We start from the raw sequence: 22024 nt of genomic DNA on the forward strand, positions 1-22024 counted from the left end.
CATGATCCAGCTCATTGTATTCCTGCCGCTGTTGGCGGCGATTGTCGCGGGCCTTGGCAACCGTACCATCGGCAACGTCCCGGCCAAGCTGGTGACGACCGGTGCGCTGTTCGCATCTTGCGCGCTCAGTTGGCCGATCTTCATTTCCTTCCTGACCGGCGGGGCGCATGCCCATGTCGTGCCGGTTCTCGATTTCATCCGCTCGGGTGATCTCAGCGTCGATTGGTCGTTGCGTGTCGATACGCTGACGTCGGTCATGCTGGTGGTGGTGACGACGGTATCCGCGCTCGTCCATCTTTATAGCTGGGGCTATATGTCGGAAGACGACAGCCAGCCGCGCTTCTTCGCCTATCTGTCGCTGTTTACCTTTGCGATGTTGATGCTGGTGACGTCGGACAATCTGGTCCAGATGTTCTTCGGTTGGGAAGGCGTTGGCCTTGCCTCTTATCTGTTGATCGGCTTTTGGTATAAAAAGCCGTCTGCATCTGCGGCGGCGATCAAGGCATTTGTCGTCAATCGCGTCGGTGACTTTGGTTTCTCGCTCGGCATTTTCGGCACGTTCCTCGTGTTTGGCACGGTGTCGATCCCGGCCATTCTCGCCGCATCGCCGGATATGGCGGGTTCGACCATCGGTTTCCTTGGTGCGCGCTTTGATGTGATGACGTTGCTGTGCTTGCTGCTGTTTATCGGCGCGATGGGCAAATCGGCGCAGCTTGGCCTGCACACATGGTTGCCGGACGCGATGGAAGGTCCGACCCCGGTGTCGGCGCTGATCCACGCGGCGACGATGGTGACGGCTGGCGTGTTCATGGTCTGCCGCCTGTCGCCGATGTTCGAAACGAGCGAAACCGCGCAGCATGTCGTGACTTATGTTGGGGCCGCGACCGCGTTGTTCGCCGCCACGGTCGGCACGACCCAGTTCGATATCAAGCGGGTGATCGCCTATTCGACCTGTTCGCAGCTTGGCTATATGTTCTTTGCGGCGGGCGTTGGCGCTTATAATGCGGCGATGTTCCATTTGTTCACCCATGCCTTTTTCAAGGCGTTGTTGTTCCTGGGCGCAGGTTCGGTCATCCATGCGATGCACCATGAACAGGACATGCGTTATTATGGGGGCCTGCGGAAACATATCCCGCTGACCTTCTGGGCGATGATGGCCGGGACTTTGGCGATCACGGGTGTGGGCGTCTTGGGCGTATTCGGCTTTGCCGGCTTCTATTCCAAGGATGCGATTATTGAGGCGACGTTCGCCAGTGGTTCGGAATCGGGCGGCATTGCCTTTGCCGTGGCCGTGTTCGCGGCGCTGCTCACCAGCTTCTATAGCTGGCGTCTGGTGTTCCTGACCTTCTATGGCAAGCCGCGCTGGGAACAGTCCGAGCATATTCAGCATGCGGTGCATGACGCACATGGCCATGATCATGACGATCATGCACATGCGGCCCATGGCCATGACGCGCATGATGAACATGATCACGCGCATGGTTCGGTAAGCGATGGCACGGCGGGCTATCATCCGCATGAAAGCCCATGGCCCATGCTGTTGCCGCTGGCTGTGTTGACCATCGGCGCGATTGCTGCTGGCTATGTCTTCCACACGCCGTTTCTCGATGCGGAACATGGCGCGGCATTCTGGCAGGGCTCGCTCGCGTTTGACGCGCATTTGATGCACGCGATGCATGAAGTGCCGATGTGGGTGAAGATGTCGGCATCTGCCGTGATGCTCACCGGCTTTGTGATCGCATGGTTTGCGTATGTGCGTAGCCCCGGCATCCCGGCGGCGTTCGTCAGCCAGTTCCGTATCTTGCACGATTTCCTCTATCGGAAATGGTATTTCGACGAACTGTACGACGTGATCTTCGTCAAACCGGCCTTTGCCATCGGTCGTTTCCTGTGGAAACGCGGCGATGAAGGTACGATCGACCGTTTTGGCCCCAATGGGGTGGCGGCACTGGTCGTCAGCGGCAGCCGGCTCGCCGGTCGTTTGCAGAGCGGATATGTCTATAGCTACGCATTGGTGATGTTGCTCGGCCTGGCCGCAGCAGCCACCTGGGCAATGGTTGGGTGATCATGATGAGCTTTCCCATTCTCTCCGTCATGATCGCACTGCCGCTGGTGGCAGCGGCTGCGGCTCTTTTGACGAACGCGAACAATGCACGCTGGATCGCGTTGATCGCGACGCTGGCGAATTTCGCCCTCGGTATTGTGTTGTGGACCAATTATGAAATTGGCGGCGCACAATGGCAGTTTGTCGAAAATGTGCCGATGTTCGGGCGGTTCGCCTGGGCTTTGGGGATTGATGGCATCGCCTTGATGCTGATCATGCTGTCAGCGTTCCTGATGCCGATCTGCATTCTTGCAAGCTGGACCGCGATTGAAAAGCGCGTGCCGGAATATATGGCGGCGTTCCTGTTGATGGCCAGCCTGATGGTCGGCGTGTTTGCGGCGCAGGATTTGTTCCTGTTCTACATCTTCTTCGAAGCCGGTCTGATCCCGATGTATCTGATCATCGGTATCTGGGGTGGCGCGAACCGGATTTACGCCAGCTATAAATTCTTCCTCTACACATTGTTCGGCTCGGTCCTGATGCTGATCGCGATGATGTGGATGGCGCAGCAGGCGGGCACGACCTATATCCCGAATTTGCTCAACCATGATTTCCCGGTGCAGGCGCAGACCTTGTTGTGGCTGGCGTTTTTCGCGAGCTTTGCGGTCAAGATGCCGATGTGGCCGGTGCATACATGGTTGCCGGACGCGCACGTGCAGGCACCGACGGCGGGTTCCGTCATTCTGGCGGGCGTGCTGTTGAAGATGGGCGGCTATGGCTTCCTGCGCTTCTCCTTGCCGATGTTCCCGGAGGCCTCGGGCCAGTTCGTGCCATTGGTGATGGGCATGTCGCTGGTCGCGGTGATCTATACTTCGCTTGTCGCGTTGGTGCAGCAGGACATGAAGAAGCTGATCGCGTATTCATCGGTCGCGCATATGGCGTTTGTGACCATCGGTTTGTTCGCCTTCAACCGTCAGGGAATCGAAGGCGCGCTGGTGGTCATGCTCAGCCATGGTCTGGTGTCGGCGGCATTGTTCCTGTGCGTAGGCGTGATCTATGATCGCCTGCACACACGCGAAATCAGCCGTTATGGCGGTCTGGCCGAAAATATGCCGAAATACGCCTTGTTCTTCCTGTTTTTCACCATGGCGAGCATCGGCCTGCCGGGCACCTCGGGTTTCGTCGGCGAGTTTCTTGCGCTGGTCGGGGCCTATGAGGCGAACAGCCTCGTGGCGTTCATTGCGACGACCGGGGTGATCCTGGGCGCGGCCTATATGCTCTATCTCTACCGTCGGGTGGTGTATGGCCCGTTGGACAAGGCGGATGTCGCGGCCATGCCGGATATGAACAAGCGCGAATGGCTTATTCTCGCGCCGATCGCCGCGGTGACCTTGTGGATGGGCGTCTATCCGGAAAGCTTCATTGCGCCGATGCGCAAGGATGTCGGGACATTGCTGGCCCGGATCGAACGGGCCAACCCGCCCGGCGATGCGCAGTTGAAGAAGGGCGCGCCTCAACCGGCGGCTGCCCATGAAAAGGCCGCCGAACACGCACCGGCATCTGCATTGGCGGAGGGGCAACACTGATGAGTTACGCTGAATCTCTTTCCCTGACCCTGTCTGAGGTCATTTTGGCGGCGGGCGCTTTGGTGTTGTTGCTGGTGGCGGGCTGGGCTGGCGACAAGGCGACGCGGCTGATCAGCTGGATTGCTGTTGTGTTGCTGGCCGTTGCCGGTTTGGCGTTGCTCGGGCCTGCGGGCGCGGCCTTTGGCGGTCAATATCAGGCCGACAGCTTTGCCGCCTTTGCCAAGGTGCTGATCTATTTTGCCGCTGGTGCGTCGATCCTTATTGCCCCGCGCTTTTTCCAATTGGCGGATGGTAGCCATATGGGGCTGCGGGCCGAATATCCGATCCTGATCCTCTTGGCCTGTGTCGGCATGGGTATGATGGTATCGGCGGGCGATTTGTTGTCGCTGTATGTCGGTCTCGAACTCAACAGCCTTGCCGCTTATGTGCTGGCGAGCTTCATGCGCTCGGATCAGCGTTCGGCGGAAGCGGGCCTGAAATATTTCGTGCTAGGCGCGCTCGCATCGGGCATTCTGCTGTACGGTATTTCCTTGGTCTATGGCTTTACCGGCACCACCGCCTTTGATGGCATTGCCAAGGCCTATGGCGATGGCGTGTCGATGGGCGAATTGTTCGGTCTGGTGTTCGTGTTTGCAGGTCTTGCGTTCAAAGTCAGCGCCGTGCCGTTCCATATGTGGACCCCGGATGTGTATGAAGGCGCGCCGACCCCGGTGACGACCTTCTTCGCCTCGGCCCCCAAGGTCGCGGCCTTGTGCATGGCGATCCGGGTGGCGGTCGTGGCGATGGGCCCTGCGGCGCATCAATGGCAGCAGATCGTGATCTTCGCGGCCTTGGCCTCGACCATTCTCGGCGGCGTGGCGGCGATCAATCAGACCAACATCAAGCGATTGCTGGCCTATTCGTCGATCAACAATGTCGGCTTTGCGCTGATCGGCCTTGCAGCGGGGACCCAGCAGGGGATCGCGGCGGTGCTGACCTATCTCGCCGTTTATGTCGTGATGACGATCGGCAGCTTTGTCTGCGTATTGCAGATGCGCGATGCCGAAGGCCGCCCGATTGAGGCCATATCAGCACTGGCAGGTCTGTCGCGCAGCCGTCCGGGTCTGTCGGCGGCATTTGCGATCTTCATGTTCTCGCTGGCCGGCATTCCGCCCTTGTTCGGTTTCTGGCCGAAGTTCCTCGTATTCGATGCCGCCGTTGCAGTTGGCCTCTTGCCCTTGGCAGCGGTGGGTATCGCGACCTCGGTCATCGGCGCGTTTTATTACATCAAGATCGTCAAGATCATCTATTTCGATGAACCGGGCGAAGAGGTGTTTGCCGCGAACAATAATGTCGTGGAAACCGGCTTGATGCTGCTGACGGCCTTGGCCGTGTCGCCTATCGGCTATCTCGCGATTCCGGTGCTGGGGCAGTTGAGCGACAGGGCGGCGGGGTCGTTGTTCTGAACGGCATGATCCGTTCAGTCGCGGTAACGCAGTCAACAAATGACGATATGGCGGCGCTGGCCAAGGCTGGCGCTGCCGAAGGTTGCTGGCTTTGGGCCGAGCATCAAACTGCGGGCAGGGGGCGGCAGGGGCGGCTGTGGTCGCCCGCACCCGGCAATCTCTACGCATCGACGCTTGTAAGGTTGCTGCCCGGCGATCCGCCTGCGCCCAGCCTTGCGTTGGTGGCGGCGGTCGCGTTGGATGCGGCGTTGCTGCCTTTTACCGGGCCGGATCGGTTGCGGATCAAATGGCCCAATGACCTGATGCTGGATAATGCCAAGCTGTCCGGGATTTTGCTGGAGCGCGAGGGCGATGCGATTATCGCTGGTTTTGGCGTCAATCTCGCCCATGCGCCGATCATTCCCGACCGCGCGACGATCAGCCTTGCCGAGGCGGGGCTGGCATATCCGACGCCGGGGGAATTGGTGGAGACGCTCAAGCATCGTTTTGCCGAATATATTGCCTTATGGCGGGCGGAAGGCTTGGCTGCGATTGCTGATCAATGGAGCAAGAGATCATTTCCGCTGGGCACCATGATGCGGGCATGGTTGCCGGATGGCAACGCTTGTGACGGGATGTTCGACGGCATGGCCCCGGATGGCGCGTTACGCTTGCGTCGTGCGTCGGGAAGCGTAGAGACGATCCATGCCGGGGACGTATTCCTGATCTGATCCGAAATTTTAAAGGCCGAAAAGTTTAAGGAGAGTGCGGCGATGCTACTCGCCATTGATGCCGGGAATACCAACATCGTTTTCGCCCTGATCGACGGGGACGAGATTGTCGAGCGTTGGCGCATCGCGACCGATCCGAAGCGCACCGCCGATGAATATGCGGTGTGGCTGAACCAGTTGCTCATCTTGGGTGGCCGTGATCGTTCGGTGGTGGAAGCCGTCATCATCGCGACGGTGGTGCCGCGCGCGCTTCATAATCTGGAAGTGCTGGCGAGCAAATATTTCGGCGTGGACGCACTGATTGCCGGGCGCGACGAATTGCCATGGGGTATCGGCCTGTTGGTTGATGAACCGAAAACCGTGGGCGCGGACCGCGTGATCAATGCGATTGCTGCTCATGCATCCCATGCGGGCGATTTGATCGTGATCGATTTCGGCACGGCGACCACGTTCGATCATGTGGATGCCCAAGGCAATTATGCGGGCGGTATCATTGCGCCGGGGATTAATCTATCGCTCGATGCCTTGGTGGCGGCGGCGGCAAAGCTGCCACGGATCGCCATCCGCGCACCTGATACGAATAAGGTGATTGGCATCAACACCGAAGATCAGATGTTGATCGGGGTGTATTGGGGCTATATCGCGATGATCGAAGGGCTGGTCGCCCGTATGAAGAAGGAAATTGGCCGTCCGGTGCAGGTGATTGGCACCGGCGGGCTGGCCACATTGTTCGAGCAGCACAGCCCGGTATTCGATGCGATTGAATCGGACCTGACGATCAGGGGACTGATCATCATGTATCAACGACGGACCGGCTGATTATTGTGAGCGCGTGCTTTGTCGCATGAGATGCAGATATTGGCCGCATATTATTGGTATTAGATATTTTTTTGGAAAATCGGAAGCCGGTTTTCCGCACGATGTTTTTAGATTGGAATGAATACAGGTGACTACACCGGGTAAAGAATTGCTGTTCCTGGCCCTTGGCGGCTCGGATGAAATCGGCATGAATGTGAATCTCTATGGCTGTCAGGGCAAATGGCTAATGGTCGATCTGGGCCTGACCTTTGCGGGTGGCGATTATCCGGGCGTTGATCTGGTATTGCCGGACCTCAGCTTCATCGAAGAGCGCCGCGACGATCTGTTGGGCATCTTGCTGACCCATGGCCATGAAGATCATATCGGCGCGGTGCCTTATCTCGCCGCCGATCTCGGCGTGCCCCTCTATGCGACGGATTTCACGGCGCGCCTGATCAGGGGCAAGCTGGAAGAAGAAGGCATTGCCGATAAGGTGAAGCTCCATATCGTCCCGGATCGCGGGCAGGTTCAGGTCGGGCCGTTCAACTGCCGTTATGTGCCACTTGCGCACAGCATTCCGGATATGAGCGCGATCCTGATCGATACGCCTTATGGCCGGGTGTTCCATACCGGCGATTGGAAGCTGGATGACGATCCCGTGATCGGCGAGGGCGCGACACCGGAGGAACTGACAGCAATTGGCGATGAGGGTGTGTTGGCCTTGGTGTGCGATAGCACCAATGTGTTCAACCCCAAGGCATCGGGCAGCGAAGGCGGCGTGCGCGACGATCTGCTGCGTTGCGTCAAGGCGGCGCGCGGGCGGGTGGTTGTCACCAGCTTTGCCTCCAATGCTGCGCGCTTGCAGACTTTGGGCGATGTTGCGGTCAAGACGGGCCGCAAGCTGTGCGTTGCCGGTCGCTCGCTGGATCGCTTCCTGACCGTCGGCAAAGCGTGCGGGATGTTCAAGAAATTCCCCGATGTGATCGATTTCGACACCGCGATGTCGCTGCCCCGGCGCGATGTGCTGGTGGTGGCCACGGGTGGGCAGGGCGAAGATCGCGCGGCACTTGCACGAATTGCGGCGGAGAACCATCAGATCAAGCTCGAAGAGGGCGATACCGTGATCTTTTCATCGCGCCAGATCCCCGGCAATGAAAAGGCGATTGGCGTCGTCCAGAATAATCTCGCGCGCAAGAATGTGATCATGGTCACTGAAAAGCAGGCGCATGTCCATGTGTCCGGCCATCCGGGTCGTCCTGAACTGGCGGCGATGTATGGCTGGCTGCGGCCTGAAATCTTGCTGCCGGTCCATGGCGAACGCCGCCATATGGCTGAACAGGCGCGGTTCGGGATCGAACAGGGCGTGAAGCGCACCTTGGTCCAGTCGAATGGCGATGTCGTCCGCTTGGCGCCAAAGGGACCGGTCAAGATCGGAAATGAGGCAACCGGGCGACTGGTTTTGGATGGTGATGTGATCCTGCCCGCCAATGGCACGACCATCGCCGAGCGGCGGCGTCTGGCCTTATATGGCACGGTGCAGGTCGCGATTGCGATTGATGCCGATGGCTGTTTGCATGGCGTCCCGTCGATCAAGCCGATGGGTGTACCGGTCGAAGAAGATCGCGATGACTTTATCGAAGAGGCGATTACCGTCGTTGAAAATGCCGTCGATAAATATGATGGCCTGGATATGGAAAAATTGCGCGAGTCCGTGCGTCTCGCCGTGCGGCGTTGCGCCGTCGCTTGGACGGGAAAGAAGCCGATTGTCGATGTCGCGCTGATTACGATCTGATGATGATGGGTCGGTGGCGGGCGTTCGCTGCCGACCCGTTTTTCAGTTGAATTCGCTACTTTCTGGCCGCAAGGAGGCAAGATGTTCTGGGGTTCTGCGCTCGCGATCTATTTTCTGTTCTGGTTCGCATCATTGTTCATGGTGCTGCCATTTGGCGTGCGCACCCATGCGGACATTGGCAAGCAACATGAAATCGGCCATGCCGAGAGCGCACCTGTCAATTTCAATGCTTGGATGATCATCCGCCGTACGACTTTACTGTCGGGCGCATTGTTCGCCATATATTATCTTAATTACATTTACGGCTGGATTACGGTCGATATGATCGATCTTAGCCTGCGTCGCTGATCACATTTATTGATATTCAACCGTCAGGGTGAACGATCCGGCATAGCTGCCCCCCAATTGGTTTGCGGCTATATTCAGGCGACAGCCGACACGCACATCCACGACCCCATCCGTTTTGACGGAACGAAGCGCACCACCATTCAGCGTGAATTGGTCCATGGTCATCGTCGCCCCGCCGCCCACCCGGGTCAGCGTAATCGCGGTCGCGGGACGCAGAATGGAAATGGTCTGGCCGCGATAGCCATAGCTCAAGAATTTGGCAGCGGATGTCGTGCCGCCCAATAAGGTCACGCCACCCGTGGAACTGCGCCCATCGGTATAGGCATTGATAAAAATGCGCCCGCTGGTCGCACCTGCGCTGAAGCCGCCGAATTCGATGTCGTGCACCTTGGTCAACGTCAAAGGTGTCACCACGCCGACCGAAATGGGGCTGGTCATGATCGTTGCATGTGCAGGCATCGCGCCAATGAACATGGCGATGACACAGGCCGCGATATGGCGGTGCCGCAATTTGCGATGATGAGACGCATACTTCATGACTTGTGCTTAGCTCAGCACTTCATATCAACGACTTAATCGCGATGGTTAAATCGCGATCAAGGATTGAAAGGATGAAAAATCAGGTGCGGAGCCGCTCAATCGCTTGTGCCAGCGCGACATAGAGCTTGCCCATGTCGGAGGACAACAGGGTCACGCTCATCAACTGGCCATCGCGGGTGGCGAGGACCTGACGGAGCATCGCTTCAAAATCGTGGATGTAGCGATTGACCTGTTCGCGGAATTCCGGATCGTCATTATAATGATGCTGGACGCTGCGGGCTTCGCCGCTGTCGAGCAGGCGCACCGCGCGGCGGGTGAACACGCCGCGATCCCCCTTGAGATAGGCCGACCATGCGGTGTCGGTCACATCATTGGACAGCAATTTCGTCACGTCGATCGAGGTCGAGTTCAGCGCCTCGATCAGCATGGCGACGCGACGCGAAAGATTGTCGCTTTCGTCATGCTCGCGCTCGGCAGCGGCTTCGTTCAGGCGTTGCTCAATCATCGCCGTGGTGTCGGCGATGGTCAGCATCTGGCGCATCAGGCGTTCGGAGGCCTTTTGCGCGGCTTCGACCGAAGTATCGGCCTGATCGCGCAATGCGCCGATCTTGTCGTTGATATTGGCATCGAGCACGCGGGACAGTGCCTCATTGCCCTGTGCGGAAAGCTCGGCCATTGCCTGTGGAATGACGTCGATAATGGCCTGACGCGCCTTGTCGGCGGCCTGTTCCGCCGTCTCGCGCACCCGCATCAGGGCTTCGAGCAATTGCGGTCCGGTCTGGCCGGCAAGGTCCTGACCGCGCGTGGCAACGGCCTCCAGATCGGCGTTGAGCGTATTGATTTGTTCTTGCACCGCCGCAATGTCGATCTTGGTGCGGGCGGCCAGTGATTCCGCGACCCGCGCCTGCGATTTGAGTGACTTTCCGCTTTGATCGAGCGCATCGCCAATCGCCTGCCCCAACGCATAGGCGCGTTCGAGTTCCGGTAGGCTGGTCTGAATGTGATTCAAATTCTCGCTCGCCAATTGATCGAGGCGGCTGACCATCTCCGGCAATTGCGCATCGACCAACTGGACGACATCGGACAGGCGCTGTTCGATCGGGCCGGTTTCGGCGACCAAATGGGTGACGCGGTCATGGCTGCGTTCGAGCGATTCCAGCAATTGGGCGACCTGCTGTTCATGCGCACTAATCTCACCCGTAAGGGCGGCGGCCTGTGCGCTGCCGCGTTCGTGCAGGCTGGCGACGGCGCGGATATTTTCATCCAGCGCATCGGCCAGATGTTCCAGTTCTGCCTTGTGGACGGCGCCCGTGCTGGCGGCGCGGGCATCCAATGTGGCGAGGCGCTTTTCCAGCGTGTCTAGCGAGGCCTGTAATGCGGCAACGCCATTGGAGGCGGCGTCCGCCAGCCCATTGCGCGAGGTTTCGGACAAGGCGACAATCGCGGCCGCCTGTTCGGAAATGAGGCGGCGCACATCGTCTGCGGCAGAGATGGTGCGTTCAAGCTGGGCATCGACGGTCGCGTGCAGATCGGTTGCGACTTGGGTGATGCTGGAACTGGTGGACTGGCTGGCGGTTTCGATCTGGCCGATTTGCGCCGCGAGTTTTTGCGCGACCGTGCCGACATCTTGCTGGGTATCGCGAGCAAGGGCGGTGAGGGCGCTCAACTGGCCTTCCAAGGCGCTGGCGCGTTCATGGGCAATGCTGCCCGCTATTTCCATCGCACCCGTCATCGACCGGCTTTGCTCCACTGCCTTGGGCAGGGCGTGGAGCAGCAATTGCATTTGCTGTTCGGCGGCGCTGGTCGCTTCATCCAGTGCGGCGCGTTGCTGTGCCAATGCCTCGCGTTCGCGGGCAAGATCGGCCAACGTGGTCGCGAGACGATCCACAGTATCTTCGCCAAAGCTGGCAAGTTCGCCAGCCTGTTCACGAATTTGGCTGTTATGATCGTTGATACGGTTGTTGATCGCCGCAAGCACGCTATCGAGCCCTGCGGCCTCGCGTTGCAGCTTGCGTGCGGAAAATTCCAGCCGCCTGGATTCCGCATAGCTGCTGCGATTGAGGATCAGCCACATCAGGCCGAATAGGACCAAAGGCAAAGCAAGATAGGCAATGTCGCGGGCAAGCAGCAGTTGATCGGTATATAGCGGGATATTGGGGGCGAATGCCCAGCAGGCAAAGCCGGTCCAGCCCAGTGCCAGCACCAGCAACGCGCCATTCAGGACCAAGGGCCAGCGGCTGGCAATGGCGGGTTCGTCCCATGACTCCAGCGCATCGTCATGCGAAATCCATGCAGGGCTTTCGAGCATATCGGATGCCGGTGCGTCGTCATTGTTCATATTTGCGCCTGAAGTTTCTTCGGATTCAACATCGGCCTCAATCGCCGCATCGACAGCAGAATCATCCGCATGGCCCTTGGGCTGGCGGACGATTTTCAATGTGGTCCCTTTGTCGTGACCGATCTGGGCCATGCTGTCCCCCTGTTTGCGACGATGCACAGTAAACCCTCATAGTAACGGGCCCGAAGCGTTATGGGAAGTCGTGCTAAGAGGTGCGTAATCAAGGTCGGCAGATCACGCCGCCCGTCATCGGCACGGGCGCGCCGGTCGTGCCGGGGAAGCTGATCGGCAAATCCGCCAATCGCCGCAGCGCCATATAGGCAAAGCCCTCGGCTTCGGTCGCATCGCCATTCCAGCCAAAGCTATCGACGGCATGGACTTCCGCCCCGCAAAAACGTCCCACCATTTCCATCAGCACGGGATTCAGCCGTCCGCCACCCGCTACCAGAATTTGTTGAGGGGGATGGGGGAGCAAGGCGCAGCCTCTGGCAACGCCCATGGCGGTGAAGGCAGTCAAGGTCGCGGCGCCATCTTCGGGTGAGAGGTGCGCGACCTGCGAAATCGAGAAATCCGCGCGGTCGAGCGATTTTGGCGCAGAGGCGTCGAAAAACGGATGGGTGAGCATCTGCTTGAGCGTCGCATCATCGACCACGCCCGTGGCGGCGATGCGGCCATCCTTGTCATAAGCGAGACCGAAATGCTGCTGCACCCAATCGTCGATGAGGGCATTGGCCATGCCGCAATCAAAGGCGATCATGTCTTCATCAGGTCCAATCGCCGTGATGTTCGCGACCCCGCCGAGATTGAGCAACGCCACCGGGCGACCAAGGCCTTGGGTCATCGCGCCATGATAAATGGGGATGAGCGGCGCCCCCTGACCACCGGCGGCGACATCGGCGCTGCGGAAGTCATGGACGGTAATGATGTTGGTCGCCTTGGCAAGGGCTTGGCCATCGCCGATTTGCCATGTCCAGCGGCGATCCGGGCGATGGGCGATGGTGTGGCCGTGAAAGCCGATGGCATGGATGTCCCTTGAGTGGTATCCCGCCTGTTCGATCAGGGCGTGGACAATCTCGGCGTGGCGATCCGTCAATTCCCGCGTGACCTGTTCGATCAGATCATGCGCTGTGGGCGCGGGGAGTTTGAGTGCGACATCGCATGCTTCGGCCAATCGGGCGCGAAATGCGTCGTCATAGCTGTGGTGCAGGAACGCGAGCGGCTCGACATGGCCGAGGCCGTTGCTGCGGATCAAGGCAGCATCCACGCCATCGCGCGAGGTGCCGGACATCAGGCCAATGGCCAATGAAGGTGGCAATGACGGTTCCAATCAGGCCGCCAGCTTCATCTCCAGCCGCCCCCAGATTTCAACCAATGCCGCCGTCAGGTCGCGCATCATTTCTTCGCTATGCTGCGGCCCCGGCGTGAAGCGGAGGCGTTCGGTGCCGCGCGGGACGGTCGGGAAGTTGATCGGCTGGACATAAACGCCATATTCCGCCAGCAGCACATCGCTGATCTTCTTGGCCTTGACCGGATCACCGACCATCAACGGCACGATATGTGTGACCGATGGCATGACCGGCAGGCCCGCCTTGGCGAAGCAATCCTTCAAATAAGCGGCGGCGGCCTGCTGGCCTTCGCGCTCGACATTCGACTGTTTCAGATGGCGGACGCTGGCGAGCACGCCTGCGACCAGTACCGGCGACAGCGAGGTCGTGAATATGAAGCCCGGCGCATAAGACCGGATGACATCGACGATGACGCTATCGGCGGCGATATAGCCACCCATCACGCCAAAGGCCTTGCCGAGCGTGCCTTCGATGATCGTCACGCGGTCGGCCACGCCGTCGCGATCGGTAATGCCGCCACCGCGCGGGCCATACATGCCGACGGCATGGACTTCATCGCAATATGTGAGCGCATTATATTTATCGGCAAGGTCGCAGATTTCCGAGATCGGGCCGATATCGCCATCCATTGAATAGACGCTTTCGAACGCGATCAGCTTGGGCGCTTCCGGATCGGCGGCGGCCAGCAATTCTTCGAGATGCGCGAGATCGTTATGCCGCCATACCTGCTTTTCACAGCCGGAATTACGAATCCCCGCGATCATCGAGGCGTGGTTCAGTTCATCCGAAAAGATGATGCAGCCGGGCAGGATCTTGCCGAGCGTCGCCAAGGTCGCCTCGTTCGAAATATAGCCCGAGGTGAACAGCAGCGCCGCTTCCTTGCCATGCAGATCGGCAAGTTCGGCTTCGAGATCGATGTGATAATGGGTGTTGCCGCCGATGTTGCGCGTCCCGCCAGAGCCAGCGCCGACATTGTGCAGCGCCTCTTCCATGGCTTCGACCACCTTGGGGTGTTGCCCCATGGCGAGATAGTCATTCGAGCACCAGACCGTGATCGGCTTGGGACCGTTATGACCGGCGAAACAACGGGCATTGGGGAACATGCCTTTTGTCCGCAGAATATCGATGAATACGCGGTAACGACCTTCGGCATGCAGGCGATCAATCGCCTGATTAAAAACGCGCTGGTAATCCAAAGCCTGACCTCCTGGCCGTGTTGCGCTGTCGTTAATCCTTTCGGCTACGGATTTCCAGTGAGAAATGCGCATCGCCATGCAGGAAAATATACGCCTGTTATCGAAGATAGGGGGCTTTCGGGCCGGTTTCAATTCTTGTCCGAGTCAATTCTTCTTCGTGAGCGAGCGCATGGCGTCATCAAGCCCGGATAATGTCAGCGGGTACATGCGGTCGTTCATCAGTTCTTTCACCATGCGGGTGGATTGGGTGTAATCCCAATGCCGCTCGCTCGCCGGATTGAGCCATGCCGCCGCCGGATAGGTGTTGATCAACCGCCGCAGCCAGACCGCGCCCGCCTCTTCGTTCATATGTTCGACCGAGCCGCCGGGATGGCTGATTTCATAAGGACTCATCGCCGCATCGCCGACGATCACCAATTTATAATCATGGCTATATTTATGGAGAATATCCCATGTCGGCGTGCGTTCGGTAAAGCGGCGGCGATTATCCTTCCACACGCCTTCATAGATGCAATTGTGGAAATAGAAGAATTCGAGATTCTTGAATTCGGTGGTCGCGGCGCTGAACAATTCCTCGCACAGCCTGATAAACGGGTCCATCGAACCGCCGACATCGAGGAACAACAATAATTTCACCGCATTATGGCGTTCCGGGCGCATCCGGATGTCGAGCCAGCCCTGTCGCGCGGTGCCACGAATGGTGGCGTCGAGATCGAGTTCATCTGCCGCGCCTTCACGGGCGAAACGACGCAGACGGCGCAATGCCACCTTGATATTGCGGGTGCCGAGTTCCTTGGTGCTATCGAGATTTTGAAATTCGCGCTTTTCCCAGACCTTGATCGCGCGCTTGTGCTTGGATTCGCCGCCGATCCGGATGCCTTCCGGGTTGTAGCCGCTATTGCCAAAGGGCGAGGTGCCGCCGGTGCCGATCCATTTGTTGCCGCCTTGATGGCGGTCGTGCTGCTCCTCCAGCCGCTTTTTCAGCGTCTCCATGATCTCATCCCATGAGCCGAGGGATTTAATCTGCTCCATCTCTTCGGGGGTGAGAAATTTCTCAGTGACCGCGCGCAGCCATTCCGCCGGAATATCGGCCTCTGTCTCGCCATATTCGGTCATCACGCCTTTGAAGACCTTGGCAAAGACCTGATCGAACCGGTCGAGCAGGCTCTCGTCCTTCACATAAATGGCGCGGGAGAGGTAATAAAATGCCTCTGGTGTCATGTCGATCACTTGCTGGTCGAGCGCCTCCAGCAGGAGCAGATGCTCCTTCATGCTCGCCTTGATCCCGCCTGCGCGGAGTTCTTCAAGGAAATTGAGCAGCATCAGGCCTGATCCTCACGCATAGTCTGAGCTGGCGCGGTTGGCTGCTGCGGATATTGGGGCAGGGCCGGATCATGCTTGACCCATTTGGGTGCGCTTTGGGTCCAGATGATCGCTTGCGGCGGCAGGATATCAGGATCGTCGAGCGCGCCTGCGCGCACGCGGATCTGGCCATCGGCGGGGAGCGGGTCAGCAGTGCTGAACAAATGCGTGCCGCAACTGGCGCAAAAGCCACGACGCATCTTATTGCCGCTGGCGGCGATGCTTTCAAACCATTGAACATCGCCGGTGACGGTCAGGCGATTATCGGGGAACAGCACGTTGAACGTCGCCATGCCCGCCGCCCAATATTGGCAGTCGCGGCACCAGCACAGGCGCGCTGACGTCGGTTCCGCCTCAATGTTGAAGCGGATCTTTCGGCACAGGCAACCGCCTTGATGGGCCATTTTACGGGCTCCTCCGGAAATTAGTTCGCGCCGGGGCGACGCGCCATGAAGGCCAGCCGTTCAAACAGCATGATGTCCTGCTCATTTTTGAGCAATGCGCCATGCAGAGGCGGAATGGCATTTTTGGAATCTGCGTTCTGGAGCACGTCCAGCGGCATGTCTTCGGCGAGCAACAGCTTCAACCAATCAAGCAATTCGCTGGTCGAAGGCTTTTTCTTCAGGCCCGGCACATCGCGGACCTGATAGAAGATGTCGAGCGCGCGGCTGATGAGGATTTTCTGGATGCCGGGGAAATGGACGTCGATGATCGCCTGCATCGTGTCGCGTTCCGGGAATTTGATGTAATGGAAGAAGCAACGGCGCAAGAACGCGTCCGGCAATTCCTTTTCATTGTTCGACGTGATGACGACGATCGGGCGATCGACGGCAGCGATGCGCTCGCCGGTTTCATAGACGTCGAACGCCATGCGATCGAGTTCCTGCAACAGATCGTTCGGGAATTCGATATCGGCCTTATCGATTTCGTCGATCAGCAGCACCGGCAGTTCGGGGGCGGTGAACGCCTCCCATAATTTGCCCTTTTTGATGTAATTGCGAATATCGTGGACGCGCTCTTCGCCGAGCTGGCCATCGCGCAGCCGCGCCACGGCATCATATTCATACAGGCCTTGCTGTGCCTTGGTCGATGATTTGATGTGCCATGTGATGAGTGGGGCATTCAGCGCCTTGGCGATTTCCTCGGCCAATACGGTCTTGCCGGTGCCGGGCTCGCCCTTGACCAACAGTGGGCGCCGCAACATGGCGGCGGCGTTGACCGCGACTTTCAGATCGTCGGTGGCGACATAATTGCTGGTGCCTTCAAAGCGCATGGGCTTATGCTCTCTAGTTTGATGTGCTCATTTATCTTCGCGATATGGCGAAACAGGTGGCGCTGGCAAGCCGCATTGTCATATTCATGATGGATCAAATGCGGCAGTTTCGGGCCGATTGATGGCTTTTGGGCCGGAGATGGCAAAAATGCACCCGTAGCGGTCCTATTTTGCGCAGGGATGCGCTTGACAGGCCGAAGGTGCGGGCATAGGACATGCCATCTCGCGAATCCGGAGTGGGCGGCGGTGCATTTTTTGCGTCCGTCGCGTTTTTCGTTTCTCGTCGAGTTTTGACGCTTTGAGATGGCAGTCTGGCCAGGACAGCCGTGGAGCAGGAGAAAGAAACACATGGCACGTATTGCGGGTGTAAACATCCCGACCAACAAGCGCGTTGTAATCGCGCTTACCTATATCCACGGCATTGGTTCGACCAAGGCTAAGGAAATCACCGCCAAGCTGAACATCGCGTCGGAACGTCGCGTTCAGGACCTGTCCGATCAGGAAGTCCTGCAGATCCGCGAAGCTATCGATGCCAGCTACACCGTTGAGGGCGATCTTCGCCGTCAGGTAGCGATGAACATCAAGCGGTTGATGGACCTTGCCTGCTATCGCGGCCTGCGTCACCGTAAGGGCCTCCCGGTTCGTGGTCAGCGCACGCACACCAACGCCCGTACCCGCAAGGGTAAGGCCAAGCCGATCGCCGGCAAGAAGAAGTAAGCGGCGGTTTACCCCGTCCTTTCGCCATTCCAGATATAGGCAGGAAAAATTATGGCACGCGAACCTCAGCGCATTCGTCGGCGCGAGCGCAAGAATATCACTTCGGGCGTTGCCCATGTGAATTCGACTTTTAACAATACCCTCATCACCATCACCGATGCTCAGGGCAACACGATCAGCTGGTCGTCGTCCGGCACGATGGGTTTCAAGGGCAGCCGCAAATCTACCCCGTATGCCGCTCAGATGGCTGCGGAAGATGCAGGCCGCAAGGCTGCTGAACACGGCGTCCGCACCTTGGAAGTCGAAGTAAAGGGTCCGGGTTCGGGCCGCGAATCTGCGCTGCGCGCATTGCAGGCTGTTGGTTTCAACATCACGTCCATCCGTGACGTGACGTCGATCCCGCATAACGGCGTGCGTCCGTCCAAGCGTCGTCGCGTCTGATTTCGACGAAATAATCTTTCTGGCGTTCGCGCCAGAAAGAACGGTTCTTATCACGCCGAAGGTGACTGGATGTACACCAGTTCCTTCCGCCCAAGCACAAGGGGAATCCCGTGTCGGTCAATTCGAAAAACTGGCAGGAACTTAAAAAGCCCAACAGCCTTGAAAAGAAGGCTGGTGCAGACAGCTTGCGCAAGGCCGTATTCGTCGCGGAACCGCTGGAACGCGGTTTCGGTCTGACGTTGGGCAATGCTTTGCGGCGCGTGTTGCTTTCCTCGCTTCAGGGCGCGGCAGTGACATCGATCAAGATCGAAAACGTGCTCCACGAATTCTCGTCTTTGGCGGGCGTTCGCGAGGACATCACGGATATCGTTCTGAACGTGAAGCAGATCGCCCTGAAAATGCAGGGTGAAGGCTCCAAGCGTCTTCAGCTTTCGGCCACTGGCCCGGCTGAAGTCACCGCAGGCCAGATCAGCACGTCGGGCGACATCGAAGTGATGAACCCGGACCTGGTGATTTGCCATCTGGACGAGGGTGCAACCTTCAACATGGAACTGACGGCCAGCACCGGCAAGGGCTATGTCCCTGCTGCTGCAAACCGTCCGGTGGATGCGCCGATCGGCCTTATTCCGGTCGATTCGCTGTTCTCGCCGGTGCGTCAGGTCGCGTACAAGGTTGAAAACACCCGCGTTGGCCAGGAACTGGACTATGACAAGCTGACGCTGACCATCGAAACCGATGGCACGGTCACGCCGGATGATGCGCTGGCTTATTCAGCACGCATCCTGCAGGACCAGCTCCAGTTGTTCGTGCATTTCGACGAAGCGCTTGCTGCGCCGTCGCAGGCTTCTGGTGCCGCTGCTGCACCGGCGTCCTCCGATGGTCAGGGCGACAACAACCAGATCAACCGTTACCTTCTCAAGAAGGTGGACGAACTGGAATTGTCGGTCCGCTCGGCCAACTGCCTCAAGAACGACAATATCATTTATATTGGCGATCTCGTGCAGAAAACCGAAGCCGAAATGCTCCGCACCCCGAATTTCGGTCGCAAGTCGCTGAACGAAATCAAGGAAGTGCTGTCCTCCATGGGTCTGCGCCTTGGCATGGATATTCCGGGCTGGCCGCCTGAGAATATCGAAGAAATTGCCAAGAAGCTTGAACAGGAAATCATGGGCTGATCTTTTTGATGGATCGCCGTTCCCCCTTTGGGGTGGGGCGGCGGTCCATCGGGAAGTACGCCTATAAAGGGGCCTTTGGCTCTATGAGGTTTTTGGCGGTGGCCTCTTTTCCACACCGCCTGGCCAAGCGTACCTCATACGGCGCGTGGACAAACGTAAAGGAAGATCATCATGCGTCATCGTGTAGGCGGCCGTAAGCTGCAGCGCACCTCCTCTCACCGTACGGCATTGTTCCGCAACATGTCGGCGGCGCTCATCAAGCATGAGCAGATCGAAACCACCGTGGCCAAGGCCAAGGAACTGCGTCCTTATGTCGAAAAGCTGCTGACCCTCGCCAAGCGCGGTGGTCTCGCCAATCGTCGTCTGGCACACAGCCGTCTGCTCGACGAAACCCAGCTGAAGAAGCTGTTCGAAGTGCTGGCTGAGCGTTATGCAGATCGCAAGGGTGGTTACACCCGCGTCATCAAGGCTGGCATCCGTGCTTCGGACGCTGCCCCGATGGCGATCATCGAATTCGTCGATCGTGACGTGTCGGCCAAGGGCCAGGACTCCGGTCCGGTGCTGGTTGGCGATGAAGGTGAAGAAGCCTGATCTGTCACCACTGACAAAAAATGGCCCGGATAGCACAAGCTGTCCGGGCTTTTTTTATGTCTTGAACGGATGAACGGCCTAATCGAACACGCTGGACGCGGCACAGATTTCGCCACAAGATGATGATCATATACTCGCTGGAGAAATGCTGATGTCCCCCATTGTCCTGACCGAACAGCGTGGACCGATCATGATTGTTACGCTCAATCAACCGGACAAGCGCAATCCGATTTCGGAACCGGATATGATTGCAGCGTTAATCGAGGCATTTGCTGCAGCCGATGGCGATATCGCTACGCGGGCAGTGATCCTGACTGGGGCGGGTAAGACTTTTAGCGCGGGCGGCGATTTAAAATCGATGCATGCGGGCACGGGCCTGAAAAGCGACCGCCCGGTGCAGACGCGGTTGAACTATCTTAATGGCATTCAGCGCTTGCCATTGATGTTTCAGGCGCTTGAGGTGCCGGTGATTGCGGCGATCAACGGCGCGGCGATTGGGGCGGGCTGCGATCTTGCCTGTATGTGCGACATTCGCATTGCGGCGGACAGTGCCGTTTTCGCCGAGAGTTTCGTCAAGCTGGGGATCACGCCGGGCGATGGCGGCGCGTGGTTGTTGCCGCGCGTCATCGGCTTTCCTCGCGCGACCGAAATGGCGCTGACCGGCGATACCATCGATGCGGCGACGGCGCTTGCTTATGGGCTGGTGACGCAGGTCGTGCCATCGGATCAGTTGCTGGATACGGCCTTGGCGATGGCGGGGCGGATCGCGGCAAACCCGCCTTATGGCGTGCGGATGACCAAAAGATTGTTGCGCGAAGGGCAGGCAGCGACGCTTTCGACCAATCTTGAAATGGCGGCGGCGATGCAGGCGCTGGCCCATGCGACCCGCGATAATCAAGAGGCGATTGAGGCCTTTATCGAACGCCGCACGCCCAATTTCAGCGGAGAATAGGCGCGGGGGCGCATTGCTTGCGCCAGAATCCGCGTGTGTCGATGATGATTTTGCCTTGCAGTGCATCTTGCTGGATGACGCGAAATCGGTCGTGATCGACCAATAATATCACCACATCCGCCTGTTCGACTGCGCGGACCGGATCGGCTTCCCAGATCACGCCTACTGCATCGGCAAAATCGGCGGGCATGTGACGGACGAGCGGATCGCACAGGATTAATTGACCGACCTGTTGGGCGCTGTGCAAGGCAAGGGCAATGTCGATGGCGGGGCTTTCGCGCAGATCATCGACATTGGCTTTGAACGCAAGGCCGAGACAGGCCACGCGGGCGTGTTGGATCGCGGCGGCGGCGATCAATGTTTCGCGGATGACATGGGCGGGTTTCGCGTCATTGACGAGCCGCGCCTGCCGGATCAGATTTGCCTCATCGGGTGCGGCGGCGACGATGAACCACGGATCTACCGCGATGCAATGACCGCCGACGCCGGGGCCGGGATTGAGGATGTTGACGCGCGGGTGGTGATTGGCGAGCCGGATCAATTCCCATACATCCACGCCGATCTTGTCGCAGATGATCGACAATTCATTGGCAAAGGCGATGCCGACATCGCGGGAACTGTTTTCGGTCAGCTTCACCATTTCGGCGGTGCGTGCATCACTTTCATAGACATTGCCGTTGGTCCAACTGCGATAGAATTTCGCAGCGCGCGCCGTGGCCTGTGGCGTGATGCCGCCGACAACCCGGTCATTGGTCGTGATTTCCATGACAATCTTGCCGGGGATGACGCGTTCGGGGGCGTAAGCAAAATCGATAAGCGGTTGACCGTCCTGTATCAGGTCGGGGCGGATGTTGCCCAGATGCTGCGCCAATTGTTCGGTGGTGCCGACCGGGCTGGTCGATTCCAGAATGATCAGCGCATCAGGGGCGGCAATGGCGAAGATGGCCTCTGCGGCCTTGTATACCGCGCGCAGGTCTGGCTGACGGTCCTTGCTGATCGGGGTCGGCACGGCAATGATGAAGATGTCGACGGGACGCGGTGTGGTCGCTGCATCGAGATTGCCGCTATCAACGGCATCGCGCAGGATCACATCCAGCCCCGGTTCTTCGAAATGGAGGCGGCCTAAGTTGATGCTATCGACCACATCCCGCGTTAGGTCCGCGCCCATCACGCGATAGCCATTGCGCGCGAGCAAGGCAGAGGTCGGCAGGCCGATATAGCCAAGACCGACGACGCAGATGGTTTCAGGCCAGATTGTTATCGGCCAGATCGTTTCGGGACAAAGCGTCTCCGGACAAGCCGGTTTTGGCATAATCTTCATCGACGCACCCATGACGCATACTTTCAACTATTGCCGCGACTGAGTTTGC

General features: G+C 58.6%; 20 protein-coding genes. 12 read left to right on the forward strand and 8 right to left on the reverse strand.

The genetic code is table 11. From position 1 onward, the window contains the following. Position 1: 1 nt before the first annotated feature. From nuoL to K6117_RS00555, 7 genes are all read left to right on the forward strand, one after another. Complete coding sequence (nuoL, locus tag K6117_RS00525) at positions 2 to 2065, forward strand: NADH-quinone oxidoreductase subunit L (RefSeq protein ID WP_221791837.1); 2064 nt, start codon at positions 2 to 4, stop codon at positions 2063 to 2065. Between the two features lie 2 nt (positions 2066 to 2067). Then, the gene (locus K6117_RS00530) at positions 2068 to 3630 is read left to right on the forward strand and encodes an NADH-quinone oxidoreductase subunit M (protein ID WP_221791838.1); all 1563 of its coding nucleotides are present in this window, start codon (positions 2068 to 2070) and stop codon (positions 3628 to 3630) included. Next, a complete protein-coding gene (nuoN, locus tag K6117_RS00535; RefSeq protein ID WP_221791839.1) occupies positions 3630 to 5075 on the forward strand; it encodes an NADH-quinone oxidoreductase subunit NuoN in 1446 nt (481 codons plus the stop codon). Before K6117_RS00530 ends, nuoN begins: the two co-directional genes overlap by 1 nt. A gap of 5 nt (positions 5076 to 5080) precedes the next feature. After that, positions 5081 to 5785: a biotin--[acetyl-CoA-carboxylase] ligase gene (locus K6117_RS00540; protein ID WP_221791840.1), complete on the forward strand. Its 705-nt coding sequence runs from the start codon at positions 5081 to 5083 to the stop codon at positions 5783 to 5785. A 42-nt stretch (positions 5786 to 5827) separates the two neighbouring features. After that, positions 5828 to 6604 (forward strand): type III pantothenate kinase, encoded by a 777-nt coding sequence (locus K6117_RS00545; RefSeq protein ID WP_221791841.1) that lies wholly within the window; start codon positions 5828 to 5830, stop codon positions 6602 to 6604. A gap of 187 nt (positions 6605 to 6791) precedes the next feature. Further along, on the forward strand, positions 6792 to 8375 hold the full coding sequence (locus K6117_RS00550) for a ribonuclease J (RefSeq protein ID WP_221792785.1): 1584 nt from the start codon (positions 6792 to 6794) through the stop codon (positions 8373 to 8375). 81 nt (positions 8376 to 8456) lie between these two features. Beyond that, positions 8457 to 8723, forward strand: a complete 267-nt coding sequence (locus K6117_RS00555) for a DUF1467 family protein (protein WP_221791842.1) — start codon at positions 8457 to 8459, stop codon at positions 8721 to 8723. A 6-nt stretch (positions 8724 to 8729) separates the two neighbouring features. On the opposite strand, the gene K6117_RS00560 is transcribed toward K6117_RS00555, so the two are convergent. The 7 genes from K6117_RS00560 to K6117_RS00590 all read right to left on the reverse strand — a co-directional run bounded on the left by K6117_RS00560 (position 8730) and on the right by K6117_RS00590 (position 16778). After that, positions 8730 to 9260, reverse strand: coding sequence for a DUF4402 domain-containing protein (locus K6117_RS00560; RefSeq protein WP_221791843.1), 531 nt, complete (start codon positions 9258 to 9260; stop codon positions 8730 to 8732). Between the two features lie 82 nt (positions 9261 to 9342). After that, entirely contained in the window at positions 9343 to 11733 is a 2391-nt protein-coding gene (locus tag K6117_RS00565) for a coiled-coil domain-containing protein (protein ID WP_221791844.1), read from the reverse strand. Between the two features lie 88 nt (positions 11734 to 11821). Further along, a complete protein-coding gene (locus K6117_RS00570) occupies positions 11822 to 12928 on the reverse strand; it encodes an anhydro-N-acetylmuramic acid kinase (protein WP_281422081.1) in 1107 nt (368 codons plus the stop codon). Beyond that, positions 12929 to 14143 (reverse strand): 5-aminolevulinate synthase, encoded by a 1215-nt coding sequence (gene hemA, locus K6117_RS00575; protein ID WP_246604737.1) that lies wholly within the window; start codon positions 14141 to 14143, stop codon positions 12929 to 12931. It abuts the gene before it with no gap. Positions 14144 to 14287: 144 nt separating this feature from the next. Continuing rightward, a complete protein-coding gene (locus tag K6117_RS00580) occupies positions 14288 to 15466 on the reverse strand; it encodes a vWA domain-containing protein (RefSeq protein WP_221791845.1) in 1179 nt (392 codons plus the stop codon). Continuing rightward, positions 15466 to 15909, reverse strand: a complete 444-nt coding sequence (locus K6117_RS00585) for a GFA family protein (RefSeq protein ID WP_221791846.1) — start codon at positions 15907 to 15909, stop codon at positions 15466 to 15468. Before K6117_RS00585 ends, K6117_RS00580 begins: the two co-directional genes overlap by 1 nt. 20 nt (positions 15910 to 15929) lie before the next feature. Next, complete coding sequence (locus K6117_RS00590) at positions 15930 to 16778, reverse strand: AAA family ATPase (protein WP_221791847.1); 849 nt, start codon at positions 16776 to 16778, stop codon at positions 15930 to 15932. 348 nt (positions 16779 to 17126) lie between these two features. Between K6117_RS00590 and rpsM the strand changes: the two genes are divergently transcribed. From rpsM to K6117_RS00615, 5 genes are all read left to right on the forward strand, one after another. Further along, entirely contained in the window at positions 17127 to 17495 is a 369-nt protein-coding gene (rpsM, locus tag K6117_RS00595) for a 30S ribosomal protein S13 (protein WP_221791848.1), read from the forward strand. A 51-nt stretch (positions 17496 to 17546) separates the two neighbouring features. Continuing rightward, positions 17547 to 17936, forward strand: a complete 390-nt coding sequence (gene rpsK, locus K6117_RS00600; RefSeq protein ID WP_221791849.1) for a 30S ribosomal protein S11 — start codon at positions 17547 to 17549, stop codon at positions 17934 to 17936. 110 nt (positions 17937 to 18046) lie between these two features. Further along, entirely contained in the window at positions 18047 to 19111 is a 1065-nt protein-coding gene (locus K6117_RS00605) for a DNA-directed RNA polymerase subunit alpha (RefSeq protein WP_221791850.1), read from the forward strand. A gap of 171 nt (positions 19112 to 19282) precedes the next feature. Further along, positions 19283 to 19702: a 50S ribosomal protein L17 gene (rplQ, locus tag K6117_RS00610; RefSeq protein ID WP_221791851.1), complete on the forward strand. Its 420-nt coding sequence runs from the start codon at positions 19283 to 19285 to the stop codon at positions 19700 to 19702. Between the two features lie 151 nt (positions 19703 to 19853). Next, positions 19854 to 20654, forward strand: a complete 801-nt coding sequence (locus K6117_RS00615; RefSeq protein WP_425514670.1) for a crotonase/enoyl-CoA hydratase family protein — start codon at positions 19854 to 19856, stop codon at positions 20652 to 20654. On the opposite strand, the gene wecC is transcribed toward K6117_RS00615, so the two are convergent. Further along, positions 20641 to 21975, reverse strand: a complete 1335-nt coding sequence (gene wecC / locus K6117_RS00620; RefSeq protein WP_246604738.1) for a UDP-N-acetyl-D-mannosamine dehydrogenase — start codon at positions 21973 to 21975, stop codon at positions 20641 to 20643. The two genes, K6117_RS00615 and wecC, sit on opposite strands and share 14 nt — an antisense overlap. Positions 21976 to 22024: the final 49 nt, after the last annotated feature.

Source organism: Alteraquisediminimonas sediminicola, from assembly GCF_019740335.1.
GTDB classification, from domain to species: Bacteria; Pseudomonadota; Alphaproteobacteria; order Sphingomonadales; family Sphingomonadaceae; genus Alteraquisediminimonas; species Alteraquisediminimonas sediminicola.